This window comes from Bradyrhizobium sp. C9, assembly GCF_002532045.1.
Classification (GTDB): Bacteria; Pseudomonadota; Alphaproteobacteria; order Rhizobiales; family Xanthobacteraceae; genus Bradyrhizobium.
In genome coordinates, this window is the sequence record NZ_NWTG01000027.1 from 65,684 (window position 1) to 83,265 (window position 17,582).

The following is a 17,582-nucleotide window of genomic DNA, read 5'->3' on the forward strand; positions in this document are numbered from 1 at the left end:
GCAACCGGCAACGTGAGTGCGAATCTCTTCCCAAACAAATCGCGGTGGTACATTCGGAATATTTCATTTCCCTATCGCGTCGCCGATCAAAGAGAATGCCGAGATGTACGAGATTCAGCCGAAAAGCGGCGGGACCGCTCTGTTCCCAGGCCGTTACGGCGGCCTGCCGCGGTTTGAGGGCGACCACCGCCGTCTTCAAGACGACGATGTATCGCCCGTTGTACCGCATGCGGATCAGGGAGTCGTTACGACCAGACTCCGAAGCGCGGCGCCATTGTAGGCTGCAACGATCGGATCATTGACCGTTGCGGTGACCAGCCTGATGTACGTCATCAGCTTCGCCGATTCCACCGCTGGAGCGTTCGACGTGTACAGAACATCCTTGTTCCGGATCAGCACCTTCGTCGCCAGGAAGTACGTCGACGGGTCGCGCATATTGAAATTATACACGATCGGGATGATCGGCGTCGTGAAACGGCTCACGTCGACGCCCATCATCGCGGCAATTTCGCGCCGCTCACCGCGATAGAGGAAGATCGCTCCGGGATCAGCCAGCGCATCGTTCAGGCCGCCTGCCTTGCCCACGGCCTCGGCCACCGAAATTCGCCAGGCGTCGAAATTGAACTGACCCTGCTGGCCGGTCGCACCAAACGCCACAAACGTCTGCGGCTCACGATAAACGTAGATCGTATCGTTCGGATGGACCCAGATATTGTTCGATGGCTCATACACCAGCGACCCAAACGGCACGGTCGCCTGCTTGCCGTTGCGCTCGAGCATGACCCAGGTGTCGAAGCCTTGTCCCTTGGGGCCGCCGGCACGCGTGATCGCATCAAGCAGGTGCTCGCCAGCAGCGTTTGCGGGATAGCGAAGCGGATTGTTCACTTCGCCGAGAACACTGATGAGCGACGTCCGCTGATCAATGAGGGCGACGACAGCCTGCGGCTCGATCGCGCGATTCTTCAGCGCATCCGCAATCGCCTGCTGGACTTCGGAAGGCGTCCGCCCTTGCGCGCGGACAGCGCCGGCATAGGGAACCGAAATGTTGCCCTTGTTGTCCACCGTCTGATTGGGCAGAGCGATGAAGTTGCCCGGCCGAACACCCGCTTCAACCGGGATAAACAGGCCGCCTGCGGCGGCTTCGAAGATGGTCACGCTGACGACGTCGCCCACGCCAAATCTGATTTCGCGCGGAGGCTGACGATCGGGATAGGTCACCGTCAACTTGCCCGTACGCGCAAGTACGGACACCACGTCTGAATTGACGCGAACCAGCGCATACGGAAGGCTGTTTTCATCGACCGGCGTCTCGCTTTTTACAGCTTGGCTGGATGGCCCCGACGTCGGCAACATGCTGCACCCGGCCAGGCCAATCGTGGCGCTGAGGACGATTCCGGCAAAAGGTTTGATTTTAGGATTAGTCCCCATGCTGTCGGAACTCTCGTGGACTCGGTGCAATCTCTAAGTGAATCTGCGTTGGAGCAGATTTTTTGGATCGCGGCAGTTGCTGGTTTGCAACGATCTTACGGGGCTCAACCAGCAGTTAACCAAGCTTGGCTCGCTGGCGCGGAGTTAGTTCGCTGGCTGCGGAGACATCATCATGGCGAGATGACGGACAGGTGGCAGATTTGGCGAACCTCACCTTGGCGAAGAAAATCACCGGCCAGAGCTGGAACCGGCGTAGCCGCCCTTCGATTGGGAGCTATTGGAGCTTCCGAACGGACTTGCGAACGGGCTGCTAAATCCGGTGCTGACGCCTTGGTTGGTTCTCACCGCCGAATTCGGCCCGCCCGCCACCGTCGATCCGCTCTGGCGCTGCTGCGTAACGGTCTGGGTCGGAGTTTGCGATACGCCCTGTGCCATTGCTCCCCCACCGGACAGCAACAACAGGGTCAGCACGGCTGTTCCGTATCTCATGAAACGCTCCTCCCAATTTTACGGACCGGGAACTCTCTCATGCCGCCGCGACGGCGAGAAATTGCGGTCGGCAATGCGTTAGCTGCCAATAGTGTTCGAAAATAGCAAACGGGCCGGCGCGTTCAGAATTGGTGTGATGGGGACCGACGTCGCCTTTTCCGCGAAATTGGTCAGGCAGGCGAGCCCAACAGAGACATCAGCCGTCAGCGCTGAGGTCGCGAGGAAATGCAATGCGCTGATTGCGAAGAATTTTCCGCCACGTCAGCCTGGCAATCCGGCGGCGGGCAGTGCCAAAGGCAATGGGCAGGCCGAACGCGACGATTTCAAAAGATGCGTCGACAATGAAGGCAACGTGGACGACGACGCCGACAAGGACAAAAAATGATCGGGGTTGTGTCGTCAATGCAACGAGGCAAAGGCGGTTGAAATCCGGATGCGTATCGCCTGCATGCTCGGTGGCTCACCGAAGCACCTCGTCAATGGCGCGTGCCATACCGAACGTCCCTCACCGCCCGTTCGGCTCACACGCCTGTCAGCGCGATCCACGCGCCGACATCGTCGAGACGATCCCGCGAGTTCATAGCGTCGATAATCCGATTGATCGGCGAGATCGACGGTTTCCCAATCAAGCCACTAGAGATGGCCAAGGCAAGTCGGCCTGCGCTGTTCGCGCCCGGTGTCGTTATGCCGGCCGCGGGAGGTTGCGGTGTTTCGAACCCACAAAACAAAAACCCGGCAATCCATTTCAGATTGCCGGGTTTCCGTGTCGAACTTGGTTGCGGGGATAGGATTTGAACCTATGACCTTCAGGTTATGAGCCTGACGAGCTACCGGGCTGCTCCACCCCGCGTTAAACCTTTGCGTGCCTTGCAGAAAGAGTGCCCGAGCCGGTCGGCCAACGCATCAGATGGCGCCGATCGATCCGTCCGGAGGGCTTCCTGAGAAGGCGACCCGGGCCGAAGCCGTCGGGTGCGAGGGGTATGTATCAACGTGAGTACGGTTTGGAAAGCCCCGGATGCGGGTTTTTGAGGATTTTGTGACGTCGAAATCAGTGGTTTTCCTGGCAAATTTACCGCCGGGAACCGGCTCTTGCCAGATCGCGCGCAAAAGCGGAGCTTGGCGCCCAACAAAATCCGTCAAGGACACGTCATTCGAGGGGAAACGCCATGGACCGGCCATTGAAGAGCCCGGGGCTGCATGCGCTTGAGGACACTTTTCACCGCCAGTTCGAGCTGTCGCGGAGCGAGCCGGCGCCGACATTGCAGGCGCGGCTCGACCGGCTGCGCCGCCTGCGCGCCGCGCTGACCGAGAACGAGGCGCGGTTCGAGGCGGCGATCTCAGCCGATTTCGGCCACCGCTCCACCGTCGAGACCGCGATCGCCGAGACCATGCTGGTGCTCGGCGAGATCAAGCATGCGGCCAAGCACCTCAAGGGCTGGATGGCGCCCGAGCGGATCCCGACCACGGTGCAGTTCGCGCCGGCCAGGAACCGGCTGATCCCGCAGCCGCTCGGTGTGGTCGGGATCATCGCGCCGTGGAATTATCCGCTGCAGCTGACCCTGGCGCCCGCGGTCGCCGCGATCGCGGCCGGCAACCGCGCCATCATCAAGCCGAGCGAGCTGGTGCCGCGCTTCGCCGAGCTGCTGGCCGAGGTGATCGAGAAGAAGTTCGACACCACCGAGCTTGCGGTCACCGATATCGACGACGACATCGCAACGGCCTTTGCCGCCCTGCCGTTCGATCATCTGATCTTCACCGGCTCGACCCGCGTCGGCCGGCTGGTCGCGGAAGCGGCCGGCCGCAACCTGACACCGGTGACGCTCGAGCTCGGCGGCAAATCGCCTGCGATCGTCGACGGCTCCGCCGACCTCGACGAGGCCGCGCAGCGCATCGCCTACGGCAAGCTGCTCAATGCCGGCCAGACCTGCATCGCGCCCGATTACGCGCTGGTGGCGCAAGCCTCGGTGCAACCGTTCGCGATGCGGCTGCAAGGCCACATGCAGCACATGTTCGGTACCGATCCGAAAAACCCCGACTACACCTCGATCGTCTCGGACCGGCACTATGCAAGGCTCGAGAACCTCGTCGCCGATGCCGCCGCGAAGGGCGCGACCATCATGCAGCCGGCCGCGCCGAACGATCCGGAGTGGAAGGCGCGGCGCAAATTCCCGCCGACCGTCATCGTCGATGCGACGCCAGAGATGACCGTGATGCAGGAGGAGATTTTCGGACCGCTGCTGCCGGTGATGGGCACCCGCGACGCAACCGAGGCGATCGCCTTCATCAACCGGCGCGACCGCCCGCTGGCGCTGTACTGGTTCGGCACCGACAACGCCGCGCGGGATGCGGTGCTGGTACGCACGGTGTCGGGCGGCGTCACCGTCAACGATTGCCTGTTCCATTTCGCGCAGGCCTATCAGCCGATGGGCGGCGTCGGCGCGTCCGGCACCGGCGCCTATCACGGCGAATGGGGATTCAAGACGCTGACCAAGCTGAAGCCGGTGTTCTACCGCTCGCGCTTCAACCGCCTCGCCGACCTCTATCCGCCCTATGGCGCTAAGGTCGCGCGGCTGGAGAAGCTGATGCGGCTGTTGTCGTAAAACTTAGAACGTCATTCCGGGGCGATGCGTCAGCATCGAACCCGGAATCTCGAGATTCCGGGTCTGGTCCTTCGGACCATCCCGGAATGACGAAGAGACAGGGGGAAACATACGTGACTGACACATTCGATTTCGTGGTGGTGGGCGCCGGCTCCGGCGGTTGCGCGGTGGCGGGGCGGTTGTCGGAGGATCCGGCGACCTCGGTGGCGATGCTCGATGCCGGCGGCAAGAACGACAATTGGGTGGTGACCACGCCCGGCGCCATCATCCTCATGCTCTCGAGCAAGCTCAACAACTGGGCGTTCGACACGGTGCCGCAGAAGGGCCTGAACGGCCGCATCGGCTATCAGCCGCGCGGCAAGGGGCTCGGCGGCTCCAGCGCCATCAATGCCATGGTCTATATCCGCGGCCATCGCGCCGACTACGATCACTGGGCTTCGCTCGGCAATACCGGCTGGGGCTATGCCGACGTCCTGCCCTACTTCAAGCGTTCGGAGAACAACACCGAGCTCGACGGCGAGTATCACGGCAAGGGCGGGCCGCTCAACGTCACGGGCCTGCAGTCCGACAATCCGGTCAAGGAGACGTTCCTGCAGGGCGCGCGCGAGGCGCAGTTCCGGATCCGCGACGATTTCAACGGCGCCGAACAGGAAGGCCTCGGCATCTACCAGGTGACCCAGAAGAATGGGGAGCGCTGGAGCGCCGCGCGCGGCTACATCCATCCCCACATGGGCCGCCGGCCCAATTTGCGCATCGAGACGCAGGCGCAGGCGACCCGCATCCTCTTCGAGGGCAAGCGTGCCGTGGGCGTCGAATACTTGCAGGGCAAGGAGAAGAAGGTGCTGCGCGCGCGGCGCGAGGTCATCCTCTCGGCCGGCGCGTTCCAGTCGCCGCAATTGCTGATGCTGTCGGGCGTCGGCGACGCCGCGGCGCTCGGCAAGCACGGGATCGCCAGCGTGCATCAACTCCCGGGCGTCGGACAGAACCTGCAGGACCACCCTGATTTCGTGTTCGGCTTCGCCTCCGACGCACCCTATTTCTCGGGACTATCGTGGAGCGGCATCGGGCGGATCCTCAAGGGGATCGGGCAGTACCGGCGCGAGCGGCGCGGCCCGATGACCTCGAACGTCGCCGAATGCGGCGGTTTCCTGAAGACGCGCCCCGATCTCGACGTCCCCGACATCCAGCTGCATTTCTGCATGGCCATGGTGGAAGACCACGGCCGCAAGCCGCGCTGGGGCACTGGCTTCTCCTGCCATGTCTGCCTGCTGCGCCCGGCAAGCCGCGGCAGCGTGTGGCTGAACAGCGCCGACCCGCTCGCGGCTCCGGCAATCGATCCGAATTTCTTCGGCGAGGACAGCGACGTCGAGACCATGGTCGCGGGCTTCAAGATGACGAAACGGCTGCTCGACACGCCGGCGCTGCGCGCCCTGCAGCAGAAGGACATGTTCACAGCGGATGTCCGAACCGACGACGACATCCGCAGCATCCTGCGGGCGCGCTCCGATACCGTCTATCACCCGGTCGGCACCTGCAGGATGGGCACGGATGATCCACTCGCGGTGGTCGATCCGAAGCTGCGCGTGCATGGGCTCGAAGGCGTGCGTGTGGTCGATGCCTCGATCATGCCGACATTGATCGGCGGCAACACCAACGCGCCGACCATCATGATCGGCGAGAAGGCCGCCGACATGATCAAGGCGGAGATGCGGGCGGGCTGACCAAATGCGCGGGGTGGGCATGGCGCGAGAGCGCCCTTGCCCACCCTGTGAGACTGGCCGTCGCAGGGGCGCGCGGCCAAAATATCGAAAACAACCCCATGCACAGTAGCCGGCGGCCGCCGGCGTTCGACACGGCAGCTTGACTCGTCGGGCAAATCAGCGGTACCGTTCTATTATTCCGAAATCGTGCAGACGGCCTCAGCTTGCGCAGTGTCATCACCGGCGCATGCGGGTGACCAAGTATTCCAGAGGCCGCAGTGCTTGAGCCGAAGGGCCGCGGCGTACTGGATCGCCCGGTCCATGTGCGCAATTGCGCACAGGCCGGGCGATGACAGCAATGTCATCCGGGCTACGGAGCTAATTCAGCAAAAACCCGCCATCGACTGTCAACACCGTGCCGGTCATGTAGCGCGAGGCGTTGGAGGCGAGCAGCATGATCGCGCCGTCGAGGTCGGACTCTGCACCGACGCGGCGCTGCGGAATCCGTTTTGCAAGCCGCTCGCCTGCCGGCGTCGACCAGAAATCATGGTTCATCTCGGTATCGATGTATCCCGGCGCCAGCGCGTTGACGCGGATGTTGTTGCCGGCGAGTTCCAGCGCCATCGCCTTGGTGCCCTGGATCATGCCGGCCTTGGAGATCGCATAGGGCGAGACGGCCTTGAGCACGCCCTGCCCGAGCACGGACGCGACATTGATGATGTTGCCCGGCTGCTTGCGCAGGATCATGCGCCGCGAAAGCTCGGTTGCGAGGAAATAGGCACCCTTCAGATTGGCGTTGACCACGGCGTCCCAGTCGGCCTCGGTCTGCTCGGTCGCAAGCTTCTCGATCGCGATGCCGGCATTGTTGATCAACACCGAGACCGGACCGAGTGCTGCTTCCGCAGCGTCGAGTGCCTTCGCAATGCCGGAAATATCCGCAACGTCCATCTGCACCGCGGCAGCGCGGCCGCCCTTCGCCTTGATTTCTTCCTCCAGGCTTTTCAGCTTCGCGGTCTGGCGCGCCGCCAGCACCACCGCAGCGCCATGCGCCGCCAGCACGCGGGCGAATTGCCGCCCCAGCCCCTGCGAGGCGCCGGTGATGAGGATGATTTCTTTACTGACATCGAATAGGTCGGACATCGGCAGGTTCCCGGATTGAAGCGGACGAGTGATAGCGACAATTGTCCCTGATGTAAGCAGGTTTGATCAACCGGGGGACGGTACGAGATCGAGGCAGGAATTCCCTCCATGAACCTCTTCGACATCGCCGTGACGCTCGGTCTGTTGTTTGCGGTCGTCACCGGCTTCACGACCGGCCTGTTGCGCAGCGCGGTCACCATCCTGGCCTACCTCGTCGCGATGCCGCTTGCGGTCGCGTTGCTGGCAATGGTCGGGCCCCGCATCGCAACGCTGCCGTCCTCGCCGTTTCCGCCCAACGGGGTGCTGCTGTTCGGCCTCTTCCTTCTGATCGGCGTCATCCTCGGCAAGATGGCGCGGACGATGCTCGACGACACCATCGGCTCGGAGATCGGGATCGGCGACCGGCTCGGCGGCGCGCTGCTCGGCGCAATCAGGGTCGGCCTCGTCGTGACCACGCTGGTGCTGGTGTTCGATCAGCTGGTGCCGCTGGCAAGGCAGCCGCAATTCCTCAACGGATCGCAGTTGCGGCCGCTGTTCTCCGCCGCCGGACAGGCCGGATTCCGGTCGCTGCCGCCCGAAGCCACCATGGCGATCGAACGGCTACGGCGCGAGCAGCGCATCTAACCAACGGGCTCACCCGGGCTGCTCCGGTCCGGCATGCACTTATGCATTGCACCTCCCTTACCGGCGCCGCCGGGCTTGGCTAGACTGGCGCCAGCGAAACTCTACAAACCAATCCGACATCACAGGGAGTGAACTCGTGGATCTTGGAATCAAAGGCCGCCGCGCCATCGTCTGCGCATCGAGCAAGGGACTGGGCCGCGCCTGCGCGATTGCGCTCGCCGATGCGGGCGTGCACGTCACGCTGACGGCGCGCGGCGCCGAAGCGCTGAAGCAGACCGCCGACGAGATCCGTAAAGGCCATCCCGGCATCACCGTCACCGAGATCGTCGGCGATATCACGACGCCGGCCGGACGCGAAGCCGTGCTCAAGGCCTGCCCCGAACCGGACATCCTGATCAACAATGCCGGCGGCCCGCCGCCCGGCGATTTCCGCAACTGGACCCGCGACGACTGGATCAAGGCGATCGACGCCAACATGCTGACGCCGATCGAGCTGATCAAGGCGACCGTCGACGGCATGATGGCGCGCAAGTTCGGCCGCATCGTCAACATCACCTCGGCGGCGGTGAAGGCACCGATCGAGATCCTCGGCCTGTCCAACGGCGCCCGCGCCGGCCTCACCGGCTTCGTCGCCGGCCTGTCGCGCAAGACCGTGATCAACAACGTCACCATCAACGGACTGCTGCCGGGCCCGTTCGAGACCGATCGGCTGCGCGGCACGGCGAAACCCGAGGCCGAGAAGCGCGGCATCTCGGCCGAGCAGGTGCTGGCGGAGCGCGCCAAGCTGAACCCCGCCGGCCGCTTCGGCCGTCCCGAGGAATTCGGCTACGCCTGCGCCTTCCTGTGCGGCGACAAGGCCGGCTTCATCACCGGGCAAAACATCCTGCTCGACGGCGGCGCCTTCCCGGGTACGCTGTGAAAGCGGTCTGGTACGAGCGGACCGGCGCGGCGCCGACGGTACTCACCGTCGGCGAGATGCCGACGCCCGACGCCGGCCCGGGCGAAGTCCGGGTTCGCCTCGAGGCCTCCGGCGTCAATCCGGCCGATGTCGGCCGCCGCAGCGGCAACTATCGCGCGATGGAATTTCCACGCGTGATCCCGAACAGCGACGGCGCCGGGATCGTCGACCAGATCGGTGAAGGCGTGACGCGCTTTGCCGTCGGCGACCGCGTCTGGCTGTTCAACGGCCAGCGCAACGGCCGCGCCTTCGGCACCGCCGCCGAGTACATCACGCTCGCCGATTACCTGGTGACGCCGCTGCCGCCGGACGTGTCGTTCGCGGCCGGCGCAACGCTCGGCATCCCCGGCATGACGGCGTGGTGCGCGCTGTTTGCCGACGGTCCGATCTCCGGCCAAACCGTGCTGGTCACCGGCGGCGCCGGCGCGGTCGGCCACTATGCGGTGCAACTCGCAAAGTGGGGCGGCGCGCGGGTGATCGCGACGGTGAGCTCAGAGGTCAAGGACGTCGAGGCGCGGCTTGCCGGTGCCGATACGGTCGTCAACTACCGCACCGAGGACGTCGTCTCCAAGGTGATGGCCTTCACCGAGAACCGCGGCGTCGACCGCGTGATCGACGTCGATTTCGGCGGCAACCTTGCGACCACGCTGAAGATCATGGCACTGAACTCGACGATCGCGGTCTACGCCACCAACGGCAACCGCACGCCGGTGCTGCCGGTGCGCGAATTGATGGAAAAGTGCATCACGGTGCGCTCGCTGGTGCTATTCGCACTGCCGCCACCGCTGCTCGCGGCCGCGCAGGCCGACATCACCAAATGGCTGGAGTCGGGCACCCGCGTGCACAACATCGCCGGACAATTCGCGCTGGCGGAGACCGCCGAGGCCCATCTCGCCGTCGAGAAGGGCGACAAGATCGGCACGGTGATCGTCGACTGCGCGCGGTGATCTTCCCCCTCTTCCCGTTCTTACGGGGAGAGGGTTGGGGTGAGGGGCTGTCTCCGCGAAGTTGGTGATAGCGAAGTATGCCGAGACTCCCCCTCACCCGGAATTCAAGCTTAGCTTGAATTCCGACCTCTCCCCGCAAGCGGGGCGAGGTAAGGAGAACAGCACGCTTCGACTCCCTACTGAACTGGCGTGATGCGTTCGTCGCCGGGCGTGATGCCGAACTCGTCGAGCCCTTCGGCGAGGAAATCGCCCAGCATCGGTTCGCCCAACAGATAGCTCGCGGTGCGGCCGTTGCGGCCGCGCGCGGCCTCGCGGCGGAGATCGGCCCATTCCTCGATGGTGGCATCGCCGCGGCCGAGCCGCATCAGCGCGACGAGATCGACCTGCTCGTCCTCGCTCAGCGCGTTGATGAAGCCGGTGATCTCGCGCGCCACCGGATCGTTGCCGTCATCCTCCAGCACATCGATCATCTCGTCGTCGGTGCCGTTCGAGCCGGAGTCCGGATCGACGATCCCCTCCTTGACGTCGAATTCCCGCGCCTTCTCGATCAAGAAACCAACCTTCTCAGGGGAGATTGTAAGTTCCGGCATTCGCGCACTCCTTGGTCCAGGAGGCGGTAACGCGGGAAGCGCCGACTTGATCCATTGCGCCGGCGCGCGGAAACCCGCATGGTCCGGCGAGAGAACAAAAAATCAGAGGACACGCCGCATGCAATGGACGATCGGCAAGGTCAAGATCACAAAAGTCGTCGAGCTTGAGACCGTCGGCAGCACGCGCTTCATCCTGCCGCTGGCCGGCCGGGAAGAGATCCAGAGCCTGCCCTGGCTGATCCCGCATTTCGCCAATGAGGATGGCCGGCTGAAAATGTCGATTCATTCGCTGCTGGTCGAGACGCCGGAGCACCGCATTATCATCGACACCGGGCTCGGCAACGACAAGCAGGGCCGTAACGTGCCGACCTGGAACAACCGCAGCGATCCGTTCCTGGAGAAACTGACCGCGGCCGGATTTGCCCCTGACAGCATCGACACCGTACTGTGCACGCATCTGCATGTCGACCATGTCGGCTGGAACACGAAACTTGTCGGCAGCAAATGGGTGCCGACCTTCGCGAACGCGCGCTATGTGTTCGGCAAGACCGAGTTCGAGCACTGGCGCGACCACAGCGACGATGCCGCGCATGCCGCCGTGTTCGCCGACTCGGTGAAGCCGATCGCGGACGCCGGCAAGGCCGAGCTGGTGCCGAGCGATCATCGCCTGACCGAGGAGATCACGCTGATCCCGACGCCGGGACACAGCCCCGGCCATATGAGCATCCACATCAAGTCCGCAGGCGAGGAAGGACTGCTGACCGGCGACGTCGCCCATCATCCCTGCCAGATGTACCACCTCGACTGGTCGTCGACCGCGGACTCCGACCAGAAGCAATCGGTCATAACGCGGCGCGAACTGTTCTCGCGCTTTGCCGACACGCCGACGCTGGTGATCGGCGGGCATTTCAATGCCGGCCACATCAAGCGCGACGGCGACGCGTTCAGGTTCGTCGCGCTGAGCTAGACTCAGCTTCACCTCGCCCCGCGTGCGGGGAGAGGCATAGGCCGCCTTCGGCGGCCGTTCTCAAGAACGCCGAAGCAGAGCTTCGGCTATGTCCCATCGCTAGATGCGTTCCCGGGTGAGGGGGAGCCTCCGCGAACGCAGCTATCACCGAATACGCGGGGACGGCCCTCACCCCAACCCTCTCCCCGTAAAAACGGGGAGAGGGAGCGCAGTACGATCGCTACTCGACCTAATCTTATCGCCCTCTAAATCAAACTGGCGCGCGCGAGGAAGAGCGCGTCGGCTTCGCTGGCGGCGATCGCGGCGGGATAGGGCAACGCCTTGGCCCGTCCGGGAAGGGTGCGCTCGAGCTCGGCGCGCTCCTCGTCGTCATCGGCGATATAGACGGTGACCCGGATCAGCCGGCCGAGTTCGGCCTTGCGCGCCTTCATCCACAGCACCATCGGCTTGCCGGCGGCGACCTCCGGCTGATCGTTGACATTGACGATCACGGCGAACGGACGGTTCGCGGCCAGAAGCTCGGTGTATTCCACGGTCCAGTCGCAGCCGTCCTGCTCGGTTTGCAGACGGCCGGTCGCGACGAAGATGCCGGGCTCGGCTTCGCGAAAGAATTTCATGGAAGCTTCCTCATGATGACGACGCCTGACCGTGCTGATCGGCAGGCGGCCGGGCACAAATATTGGTCAACTGACGGTCGGTCAACGCCGATAAGCTATTTCAAAGACATTCTAAATATGCGATCTCAGAATCGGATATCAGGGGCGGATGGATGCTGACGACATGATCGGGAAGCGGCAGGCGAGGACAACGCGCGGCGCATCACAGCACTGGCGGCGCACGCAGCCCGCCGAGGTCAGGGTGGACGATTTGATGTCGGCGGCGGCGGCCCTGTTCATCGCGAAGGGCATCGAGGCCACCACGATCGACGACATCGTCACGCGGGCCGGCGTCGCGAAAGGCACCTTCTACCATTACTTCTCGACCAAGGCCGATGTGATCATCGCCCTGCGCGCCCGCTTCACGCAGGATTTCCTCTCCCGCGTCACCGCCTCGATCGGCGCGCGTGCCGCGGACGATCACGCGGGGCGGCTATCCGCCTGGTTGCGCGGCGCCGTTGGAACCTATCTTGCCAATGTCGAGTTGCATGACGTCGTGTTTCACGACTTCCCGCATCATCAGCGCCAGTCACAGGAAAAGGACGACGTGATCGCGCAGGTCGTTGCCGTGCTGGAGGACGGCCGGACCGCCGGCGTCTGGGCGTTCCCGAATGCCCGCAGCGCGGCGCTGATCGTGTTCGACGGGATGCATGCCGTGGTCGACGACGCGATCGTCGCGGGCACTCGCGATCCCGAGCCGCCGTGCCGGCTGCTGGAAGAGATGTTCACGCGGATGCTGGCCGCGCCGCATCCGCGATCATGACCACCGTTTGAAAGAACCGGCTCAAAACGGCTACGCCGGCAGGTGATGGCTGCAATGCCCGAGGCGACAGGCGGTTGAATTTCCTCCCGCGCTGTTCCATGAAGCGTGTCGAGGTATACCAGTAACAATCCTCAAGACATCGTAGGGAGTGATCAACATGAAGCTTGTTCGTTATGGCGAAAAGGGTGCGGAAAAGCCCGGTCTGATCGATAAATCCGGCCAGCTCCGCGACCTCTCGGCCCATCTGAAGGACCTGACCGGTGAAGCCTACACGCCGGACTCGCTGAAGAAGCTTTCCGCGCTCGATCCCGCCTCCCTGCCCGCCGTCTCCGGCAAGCCGCGCTTCGGCGCCCCGGTCACCGGCATTTCGAAGTTCGTCGCAATCGGCCTGAACTATTCCGACCACGCCAAGGAAACCGGCGCGGCGATCCCGACCGAACCGATCATCTTCATGAAGGCGAATACCTCGCTGTCCGGTCCGAACGATGCCGTCGAGAAGCCGCGCGGCTCGACCAAGCTGGATTGGGAAGTCGAGATCGCCGCGATCATCGGCACCCGCGCCAAGTACGTCTCGGAAGCCGACGCGCTCAACCACGTCGCCGGCTATTGCGTCTGCAACGACGTCTCCGAGCGTAACTTCCAGACCGAGCGCCTCGGTCAGTGGACCAAGGGCAAATCGCACGACACCTTCGGTCCGGTCGGCCCGTGGCTCGCCACCAAGGACGAAATCGCCGACGTGCAGAACCTGTCGATGTGGCTCGACGTCAACGGTCAGCGCCGCCAGACCGGCTCGACCAAGACCATGATCTTCACGATGGCGAAATGCATCTCCTACGTCTCGCAGTTCATGACGCTGCTGCCCGGCGACATCATCACGACGGGCACGCCGCCCGGCGTCGGCCTCGGCATGAAGCCGCCGACCTTCCTCAATGTCGGCGACGTCGTGACGCTCGGCATCGAGGGCCTCGGCGAGCAGCGCCAGGAAATCGTCGCGGCGTAGTTTGCGGAATCGTCATCCCGCGCAACGGCTTCGCCGCTGCGCGGGATAACGGGGATACAGCGCAATCTCTCTCCTCGTCGTCCCGGCCTAGTGCGCAATTGCGCACTAGGCCGGGACGACATCGAGTAAGTTGCGTCATCGAGAGTCATACATTCACGGTCTCTCAGGATGACGACCGTGTATGCGAAACGAGGTCATCACCATGAAACTCACCTTCTCTCCCGCCTCCCCGTTCGCCCGCAAGGTGCGCATCGCAGCGATCGAGCTCGGCCTGATCGACAAGATCGAGTTCGTGCCGGCCAGCGTCGCGCCGGGCACGGCCAATGACGAATACTCCAAGATCTCGCCGCTGAAGAAACTGCCGGTGCTGATCCTCGACCATGGCGACGTCATCCTGGATTCCTACGTCATCGTCGAATATCTCAACGAGATCGGCGGCGGCCGGCTGATCCCGGGCTACGGTCCGCGGCGCTGGCAGCTGAAGACCGATCATTCGCTGCTCAACGGCATGCTCGATTCGATGCTGCTGTGCCGCTACGAGAAGATGGTGCGGCCGCAGGGCTCGCTGTGGCAGGCCTGGTATGACGATCACTGGAACAGGGCCTGGGCCGGTATGGCGCGGTTCGAGAACCGGCCGGACGTGCTGAACGGCGCGTCGTTCGACATCGCGCAGATCGGCCTCGTCTGCGTGCTCGGCTATGCCGACTTCCGCTTTGCCGATTGCGGTTGGCGCAAGGCCTATCCCAAGCTCGACGCCTTCTACCAGAAGATGCTGGAGCGGCCATCGGTGAAGATCTCGGCGCCGCCTGCGGCCTAGCAAAGCAAAGCGCGGGGCGAATGACGATCCGCGAATGCGTCCCCGCCTCTCGATTTTCAGCGCGAGCCTGGTGCTCGCACTGAACGTCTCCGATCTCGACTTTGTGATGACGATGACGGCAGCCCGGTACGGCCCGCCGGAGCAAGCCCTTGCGGCGATGGATATCCTCGCCAACATCAGAATTCCCGCCGTGCGCGACGCGCACTGGCTTTTTTACGCGTTCTCTTCACGCCAACCGCACTCACTCCACTTCGCTCGCAAACGCCAACGCCAAGGAATCCCCATGAGCCTGAAATTTGCCGCCGGCGATCTCACCATTCACCGCATCGTCGAGGACGAAGGGCTGTTCCTGCCCGCGCTCGACATGCTGCCCGGATTGACACCGGAGCTGCTCGCGGAGAACCGCGCCTGGATGAAGGCGGCCGGCGCACTCGACGACAGCGACACGCTGATCCTGGCGTTCCAGTCCTACATCGTGAAGACGCCGCACCACACCATCCTGATCGACAGCTGCATCGGCAACGACAAGCCGCGGCCGGGACGGCCGAGCTGGAACATGAAGACCGACGACAACTATCTGCGCGGCCTCGCGGCGGCGGGCTTTTCGGTCGGCGACATCGACTATGTGATGTGCACGCATCTGCATGTCGACCATGTCGGCTGGAACACGCGGCTCGAGAACGGCCGCTGGGTGCCGACCTTCCCGAACGCGCGCTACGTGTTCGACAAGGGCGAGTTCGACTACTGGACCGAGACCAACGCCAAGGCAGAGGTGCCGCCCTTCGTCGACAGCGTGCTGCCGGTGGTCGAAGCCAAGCGCGCCGACCTCGTCGGCAATGATTTTGTCATCGGCGATCACGTCCGCATCCTGCCGACGCCCGGCCACACCCCGGGCCATGTCGCCTTCAGCTTCGGCCGCGGCAAGGATGATGCGGTGTTTGCCGGCGATCTGATGCACTCGCCGATCCAGACGCACTATCCGGAACTGTCGGCGAAGTTCGATGTCGACCAGGCACAGGCCGCGAAGACGCGCCGCGGTTTCCTGGAGCGCTATTGCGACACCGACACGCTGTGCTGCCCCGCGCACTTCCCCTCGCCGACAGTCGGCAAGATCAAGCGCAAGGGCAATGGGTTTGTGTGCGAGACGGTGTAGCTGAGCGCTTACCCTCCCCTGGAGGGGGAGGGTCGGCTCACAGCGAGCGTAGCGAGGTGTGAGACGGGGTGGGGTGATCTCTCAACACGGGCAGCGCCCGATACGAGAGACCTTCACCCCACCTCGGTTCGCATTTCATGCGCACCGATCCTCCCCCTCCAGGGGAGGATAAGAAGAGCGCGCCCCGCTCAATCAAACAAACTCGGCGTGTGGTTCACCACCGCGCCTTCGATCTGCAGCATCTTCAGCTTGGTGACGACGCCGCCATTGGCCGAGAAGCCGCCCGGCTTGTTGCCGGCCGCCAGCACGCGGTGGCAGGGCACCACGATCGGGCACGGGTTGCGGCCCAGTGCCTGGCCGACGTCGCGCGACAGCTCGACGCCGCCGAGCTGCTTGGCGATGTCGCCATAGGTCACGGTCTTGCCCGGCGGAATCTTCCGCGCGATGTCGTAGACGCCGCGGTTGAACGCCGGCACGCCGTCGAGATCGAGCACGATGTCGGCGAGGTCGTTCGGCTTGCCGGCAAGCAGCTCGATCATGCCGTCGATCGCGTGCTGCACCTCGGCCGGCGGTGCCGCCTCGGTGACGTCGCCGTTGCGCTGGAAGATGCGCTTGCGGGTCTTCTCCTCGGTGCCCATCGGCAGCTGCACGGCGGTAACGCCGTGCTCGCCCCAGACGACGCCGCAAGCGCCGATCATGGTCTCGAAGATTGCAAAATGCTGGCCGGTCATGGCTCGCTCCAGATGTTCCTTCATATCGTTTGGGCTCATGCGTTCGAGCCTGCTGTCGATCTGAAATCTAGGCTTGGAGAATGTTGCTATCCACCCGAATTCCGTGGGAACTTGGGCTAAATCAACAACATCTCCTGCCCTCTCGCGAGCCCCCAAATGCACAGCCTCCACGTCAACGGTTTCGACATGCCCTATCTCGATATCGGAGAGGGCCCGCCGCTGGTCTGCGTGCACGGCTCGCTGTGCGATTTCCGGATCTGGTCGGCGGTGCTCGGCCCGCTGACGCGGCGGCACCGCGTGATCGCGGTCAGCCTGCGGCATTTCTTCCCGGCGCATTGGGACGGCGTCGGCGACACCTATTCGATCGCACAGCATGTCGACGATTTGATCGCCTTCATCGAGGCGTTCGACACCAAGCCGGTCGACCTGATGGGGCATTCCCGCGGCGGCCATATCTGCTTCCGCGCCGCGCAGCGGCGGCCGGACCTGCTGCGCAGGCTGATCCTGGCCGAGCCCGGCGGCGAGCTCGACGAGAGCCTCGATCCCGATTTCAAGCCGGGCCCGTCGCCGCTGGCAGCGCGCTTCGCGGCCTGTGCCGCTGAGATCGCCAAGGGCGACATCGACGGCGGCTTGCAGATATTCATGGACGCGCTCGAAGGCCCCGGCGCCTGGAAGCGGATCCCGGCAACCTCCAAGCAGCTGTTGCGCGACAACGCGACCACGCTCATCGGCCAGACCCGCGATCAGCGCCCGCCGTTCTCGAAGGCCGACGCGGAGGCGATCAGGACGCCGACGCTGTTCATCGGCGGCGCCAACACCAAGGGCGTGCTGCCCAAGGTGCTGCACGCGCTTGCCGCCAACGTGAAGGGCGCGCGCACCGAGATGATCCCCGGCACTACGCACCCGATGTTCGAGCAGGCCCCGCAGCGCTATTGCGAGATCGTGCTGGAGTTTCTGGCGAGCTAGCTTTGCTCTCTCAGGAGGTTGTCCATCTGGTCTGAACCGAGGAAGCTGAGGTT

General features: G+C 64.0%; 17 protein-coding genes and 1 tRNA gene. 12 read left to right on the plus strand and 6 right to left on the minus strand.

Features of this window, described 5'->3' with window-relative positions; all coding sequences use genetic code 11:
- Positions 1 to 234 precede the first annotated feature (234 nt).
- The gene (locus CO675_RS33755; RefSeq protein WP_198964845.1) at positions 235 to 1,428 is read right to left on the minus strand and encodes a polysaccharide biosynthesis/export family protein; all 1,194 of its coding nucleotides are present in this window, start codon (positions 1,426 to 1,428) and stop codon (positions 235 to 237) included.
- Between the two features lie 625 nt (positions 1,429 to 2,053).
- Between CO675_RS33755 and CO675_RS33760 the strand changes: the two genes are divergently transcribed.
- On the plus strand, positions 2,054 to 2,302 hold the full coding sequence (locus CO675_RS33760; protein ID WP_245453034.1) for a hypothetical protein: 249 nt from the start codon (positions 2,054 to 2,056) through the stop codon (positions 2,300 to 2,302).
- Positions 2,303 to 2,690: 388 nt separating this feature from the next.
- Here CO675_RS33760 and CO675_RS33765 read toward each other — a convergent pair.
- Positions 2,691 to 2,767: transfer RNA gene (locus CO675_RS33765), tRNA-Met, on the minus strand.
- A 316-nt stretch (positions 2,768 to 3,083) separates the two neighbouring features.
- Between CO675_RS33765 and CO675_RS33770 the strand changes: the two genes are divergently transcribed.
- Positions 3,084 to 4,517: a coniferyl aldehyde dehydrogenase gene (locus CO675_RS33770; protein WP_097676147.1), complete on the plus strand. Its 1,434-nt coding sequence runs from the start codon at positions 3,084 to 3,086 to the stop codon at positions 4,515 to 4,517.
- 113 nt (positions 4,518 to 4,630) lie between these two features.
- Positions 4,631 to 6,238 carry a GMC family oxidoreductase gene (locus CO675_RS33775; RefSeq protein WP_097676149.1) on the plus strand — a complete coding sequence of 536 codons (1,608 nt, stop codon included), beginning with the start codon at positions 4,631 to 4,633 and terminating at the stop codon, positions 6,236 to 6,238.
- Positions 6,239 to 6,595: 357 nt separating this feature from the next.
- On the opposite strand, the gene CO675_RS33780 is transcribed toward CO675_RS33775, so the two are convergent.
- Positions 6,596 to 7,357, minus strand: a complete 762-nt coding sequence (locus CO675_RS33780; protein ID WP_097676150.1) for an SDR family NAD(P)-dependent oxidoreductase — start codon at positions 7,355 to 7,357, stop codon at positions 6,596 to 6,598.
- Positions 7,358 to 7,465: 108 nt separating this feature from the next.
- Between CO675_RS33780 and CO675_RS33785 the strand changes: the two genes are divergently transcribed.
- The 3 genes from CO675_RS33785 to CO675_RS33795 all read left to right on the plus strand — a co-directional run bounded on the left by CO675_RS33785 (position 7,466) and on the right by CO675_RS33795 (position 9,886).
- Complete coding sequence (locus CO675_RS33785; protein ID WP_097676152.1) at positions 7,466 to 7,981, plus strand: CvpA family protein; 516 nt, start codon at positions 7,466 to 7,468, stop codon at positions 7,979 to 7,981.
- Positions 7,982 to 8,117: 136 nt separating this feature from the next.
- Complete coding sequence (locus CO675_RS33790; protein WP_097676154.1) at positions 8,118 to 8,900, plus strand: SDR family oxidoreductase; 783 nt, start codon at positions 8,118 to 8,120, stop codon at positions 8,898 to 8,900.
- Positions 8,897 to 9,886, plus strand: coding sequence for an NADPH:quinone reductase (locus CO675_RS33795; RefSeq protein ID WP_097676155.1), 990 nt, complete (start codon positions 8,897 to 8,899; stop codon positions 9,884 to 9,886). The genes CO675_RS33790 and CO675_RS33795 overlap by 4 nt, the downstream gene beginning before the upstream one ends.
- 176 nt (positions 9,887 to 10,062) lie before the next feature.
- On the opposite strand, the gene CO675_RS33800 is transcribed toward CO675_RS33795, so the two are convergent.
- Positions 10,063 to 10,476 (minus strand): DUF3775 domain-containing protein, encoded by a 414-nt coding sequence (locus CO675_RS33800; protein WP_097676157.1) that lies wholly within the window; start codon positions 10,474 to 10,476, stop codon positions 10,063 to 10,065.
- Positions 10,477 to 10,594: 118 nt separating this feature from the next.
- On the opposite strand from CO675_RS33800, the gene CO675_RS33805 reads away from it, so the two are divergent.
- A complete protein-coding gene (locus tag CO675_RS33805; RefSeq protein ID WP_097676158.1) occupies positions 10,595 to 11,443 on the plus strand; it encodes an MBL fold metallo-hydrolase in 849 nt (282 codons plus the stop codon).
- Between the two features lie 245 nt (positions 11,444 to 11,688).
- Here the strand turns inward: CO675_RS33805 and CO675_RS33810 are convergent, their stop codons facing one another.
- Positions 11,689 to 12,060, minus strand: coding sequence for a hypothetical protein (locus tag CO675_RS33810; protein WP_097676159.1), 372 nt, complete (start codon positions 12,058 to 12,060; stop codon positions 11,689 to 11,691).
- A 148-nt stretch (positions 12,061 to 12,208) separates the two neighbouring features.
- Here CO675_RS33810 and CO675_RS33815 point away from each other — a divergent pair, with 148 nt between their 5' ends.
- From CO675_RS33815 to CO675_RS33830, 4 genes are all read left to right on the plus strand, one after another.
- The gene (locus tag CO675_RS33815; RefSeq protein WP_245453035.1) at positions 12,209 to 12,862 is read left to right on the plus strand and encodes a TetR/AcrR family transcriptional regulator; all 654 of its coding nucleotides are present in this window, start codon (positions 12,209 to 12,211) and stop codon (positions 12,860 to 12,862) included.
- Between the two features lie 157 nt (positions 12,863 to 13,019).
- The gene (locus tag CO675_RS33820) at positions 13,020 to 13,862 is read left to right on the plus strand and encodes a fumarylacetoacetate hydrolase family protein (protein WP_097676170.1); all 843 of its coding nucleotides are present in this window, start codon (positions 13,020 to 13,022) and stop codon (positions 13,860 to 13,862) included.
- 202 nt (positions 13,863 to 14,064) lie between these two features.
- A complete protein-coding gene (locus CO675_RS33825) occupies positions 14,065 to 14,679 on the plus strand; it encodes a glutathione S-transferase family protein (RefSeq protein WP_097676172.1) in 615 nt (204 codons plus the stop codon).
- 283 nt (positions 14,680 to 14,962) lie between these two features.
- Positions 14,963 to 15,832, plus strand: a complete 870-nt coding sequence (locus CO675_RS33830) for an MBL fold metallo-hydrolase (protein WP_198964846.1) — start codon at positions 14,963 to 14,965, stop codon at positions 15,830 to 15,832.
- A 188-nt stretch (positions 15,833 to 16,020) separates the two neighbouring features.
- Here CO675_RS33830 and CO675_RS33835 read toward each other — a convergent pair whose 3' ends face one another.
- On the minus strand, positions 16,021 to 16,563 hold the full coding sequence (locus CO675_RS33835; RefSeq protein WP_097676175.1) for a methylated-DNA--[protein]-cysteine S-methyltransferase: 543 nt from the start codon (positions 16,561 to 16,563) through the stop codon (positions 16,021 to 16,023).
- A gap of 156 nt (positions 16,564 to 16,719) precedes the next feature.
- Between CO675_RS33835 and CO675_RS33840 the strand changes: the two genes are divergently transcribed.
- Complete coding sequence (locus CO675_RS33840) at positions 16,720 to 17,529, plus strand: alpha/beta fold hydrolase (protein ID WP_097676161.1); 810 nt, start codon at positions 16,720 to 16,722, stop codon at positions 17,527 to 17,529.
- The last annotated feature ends 53 nt before the right edge of the window (positions 17,530 to 17,582 follow it).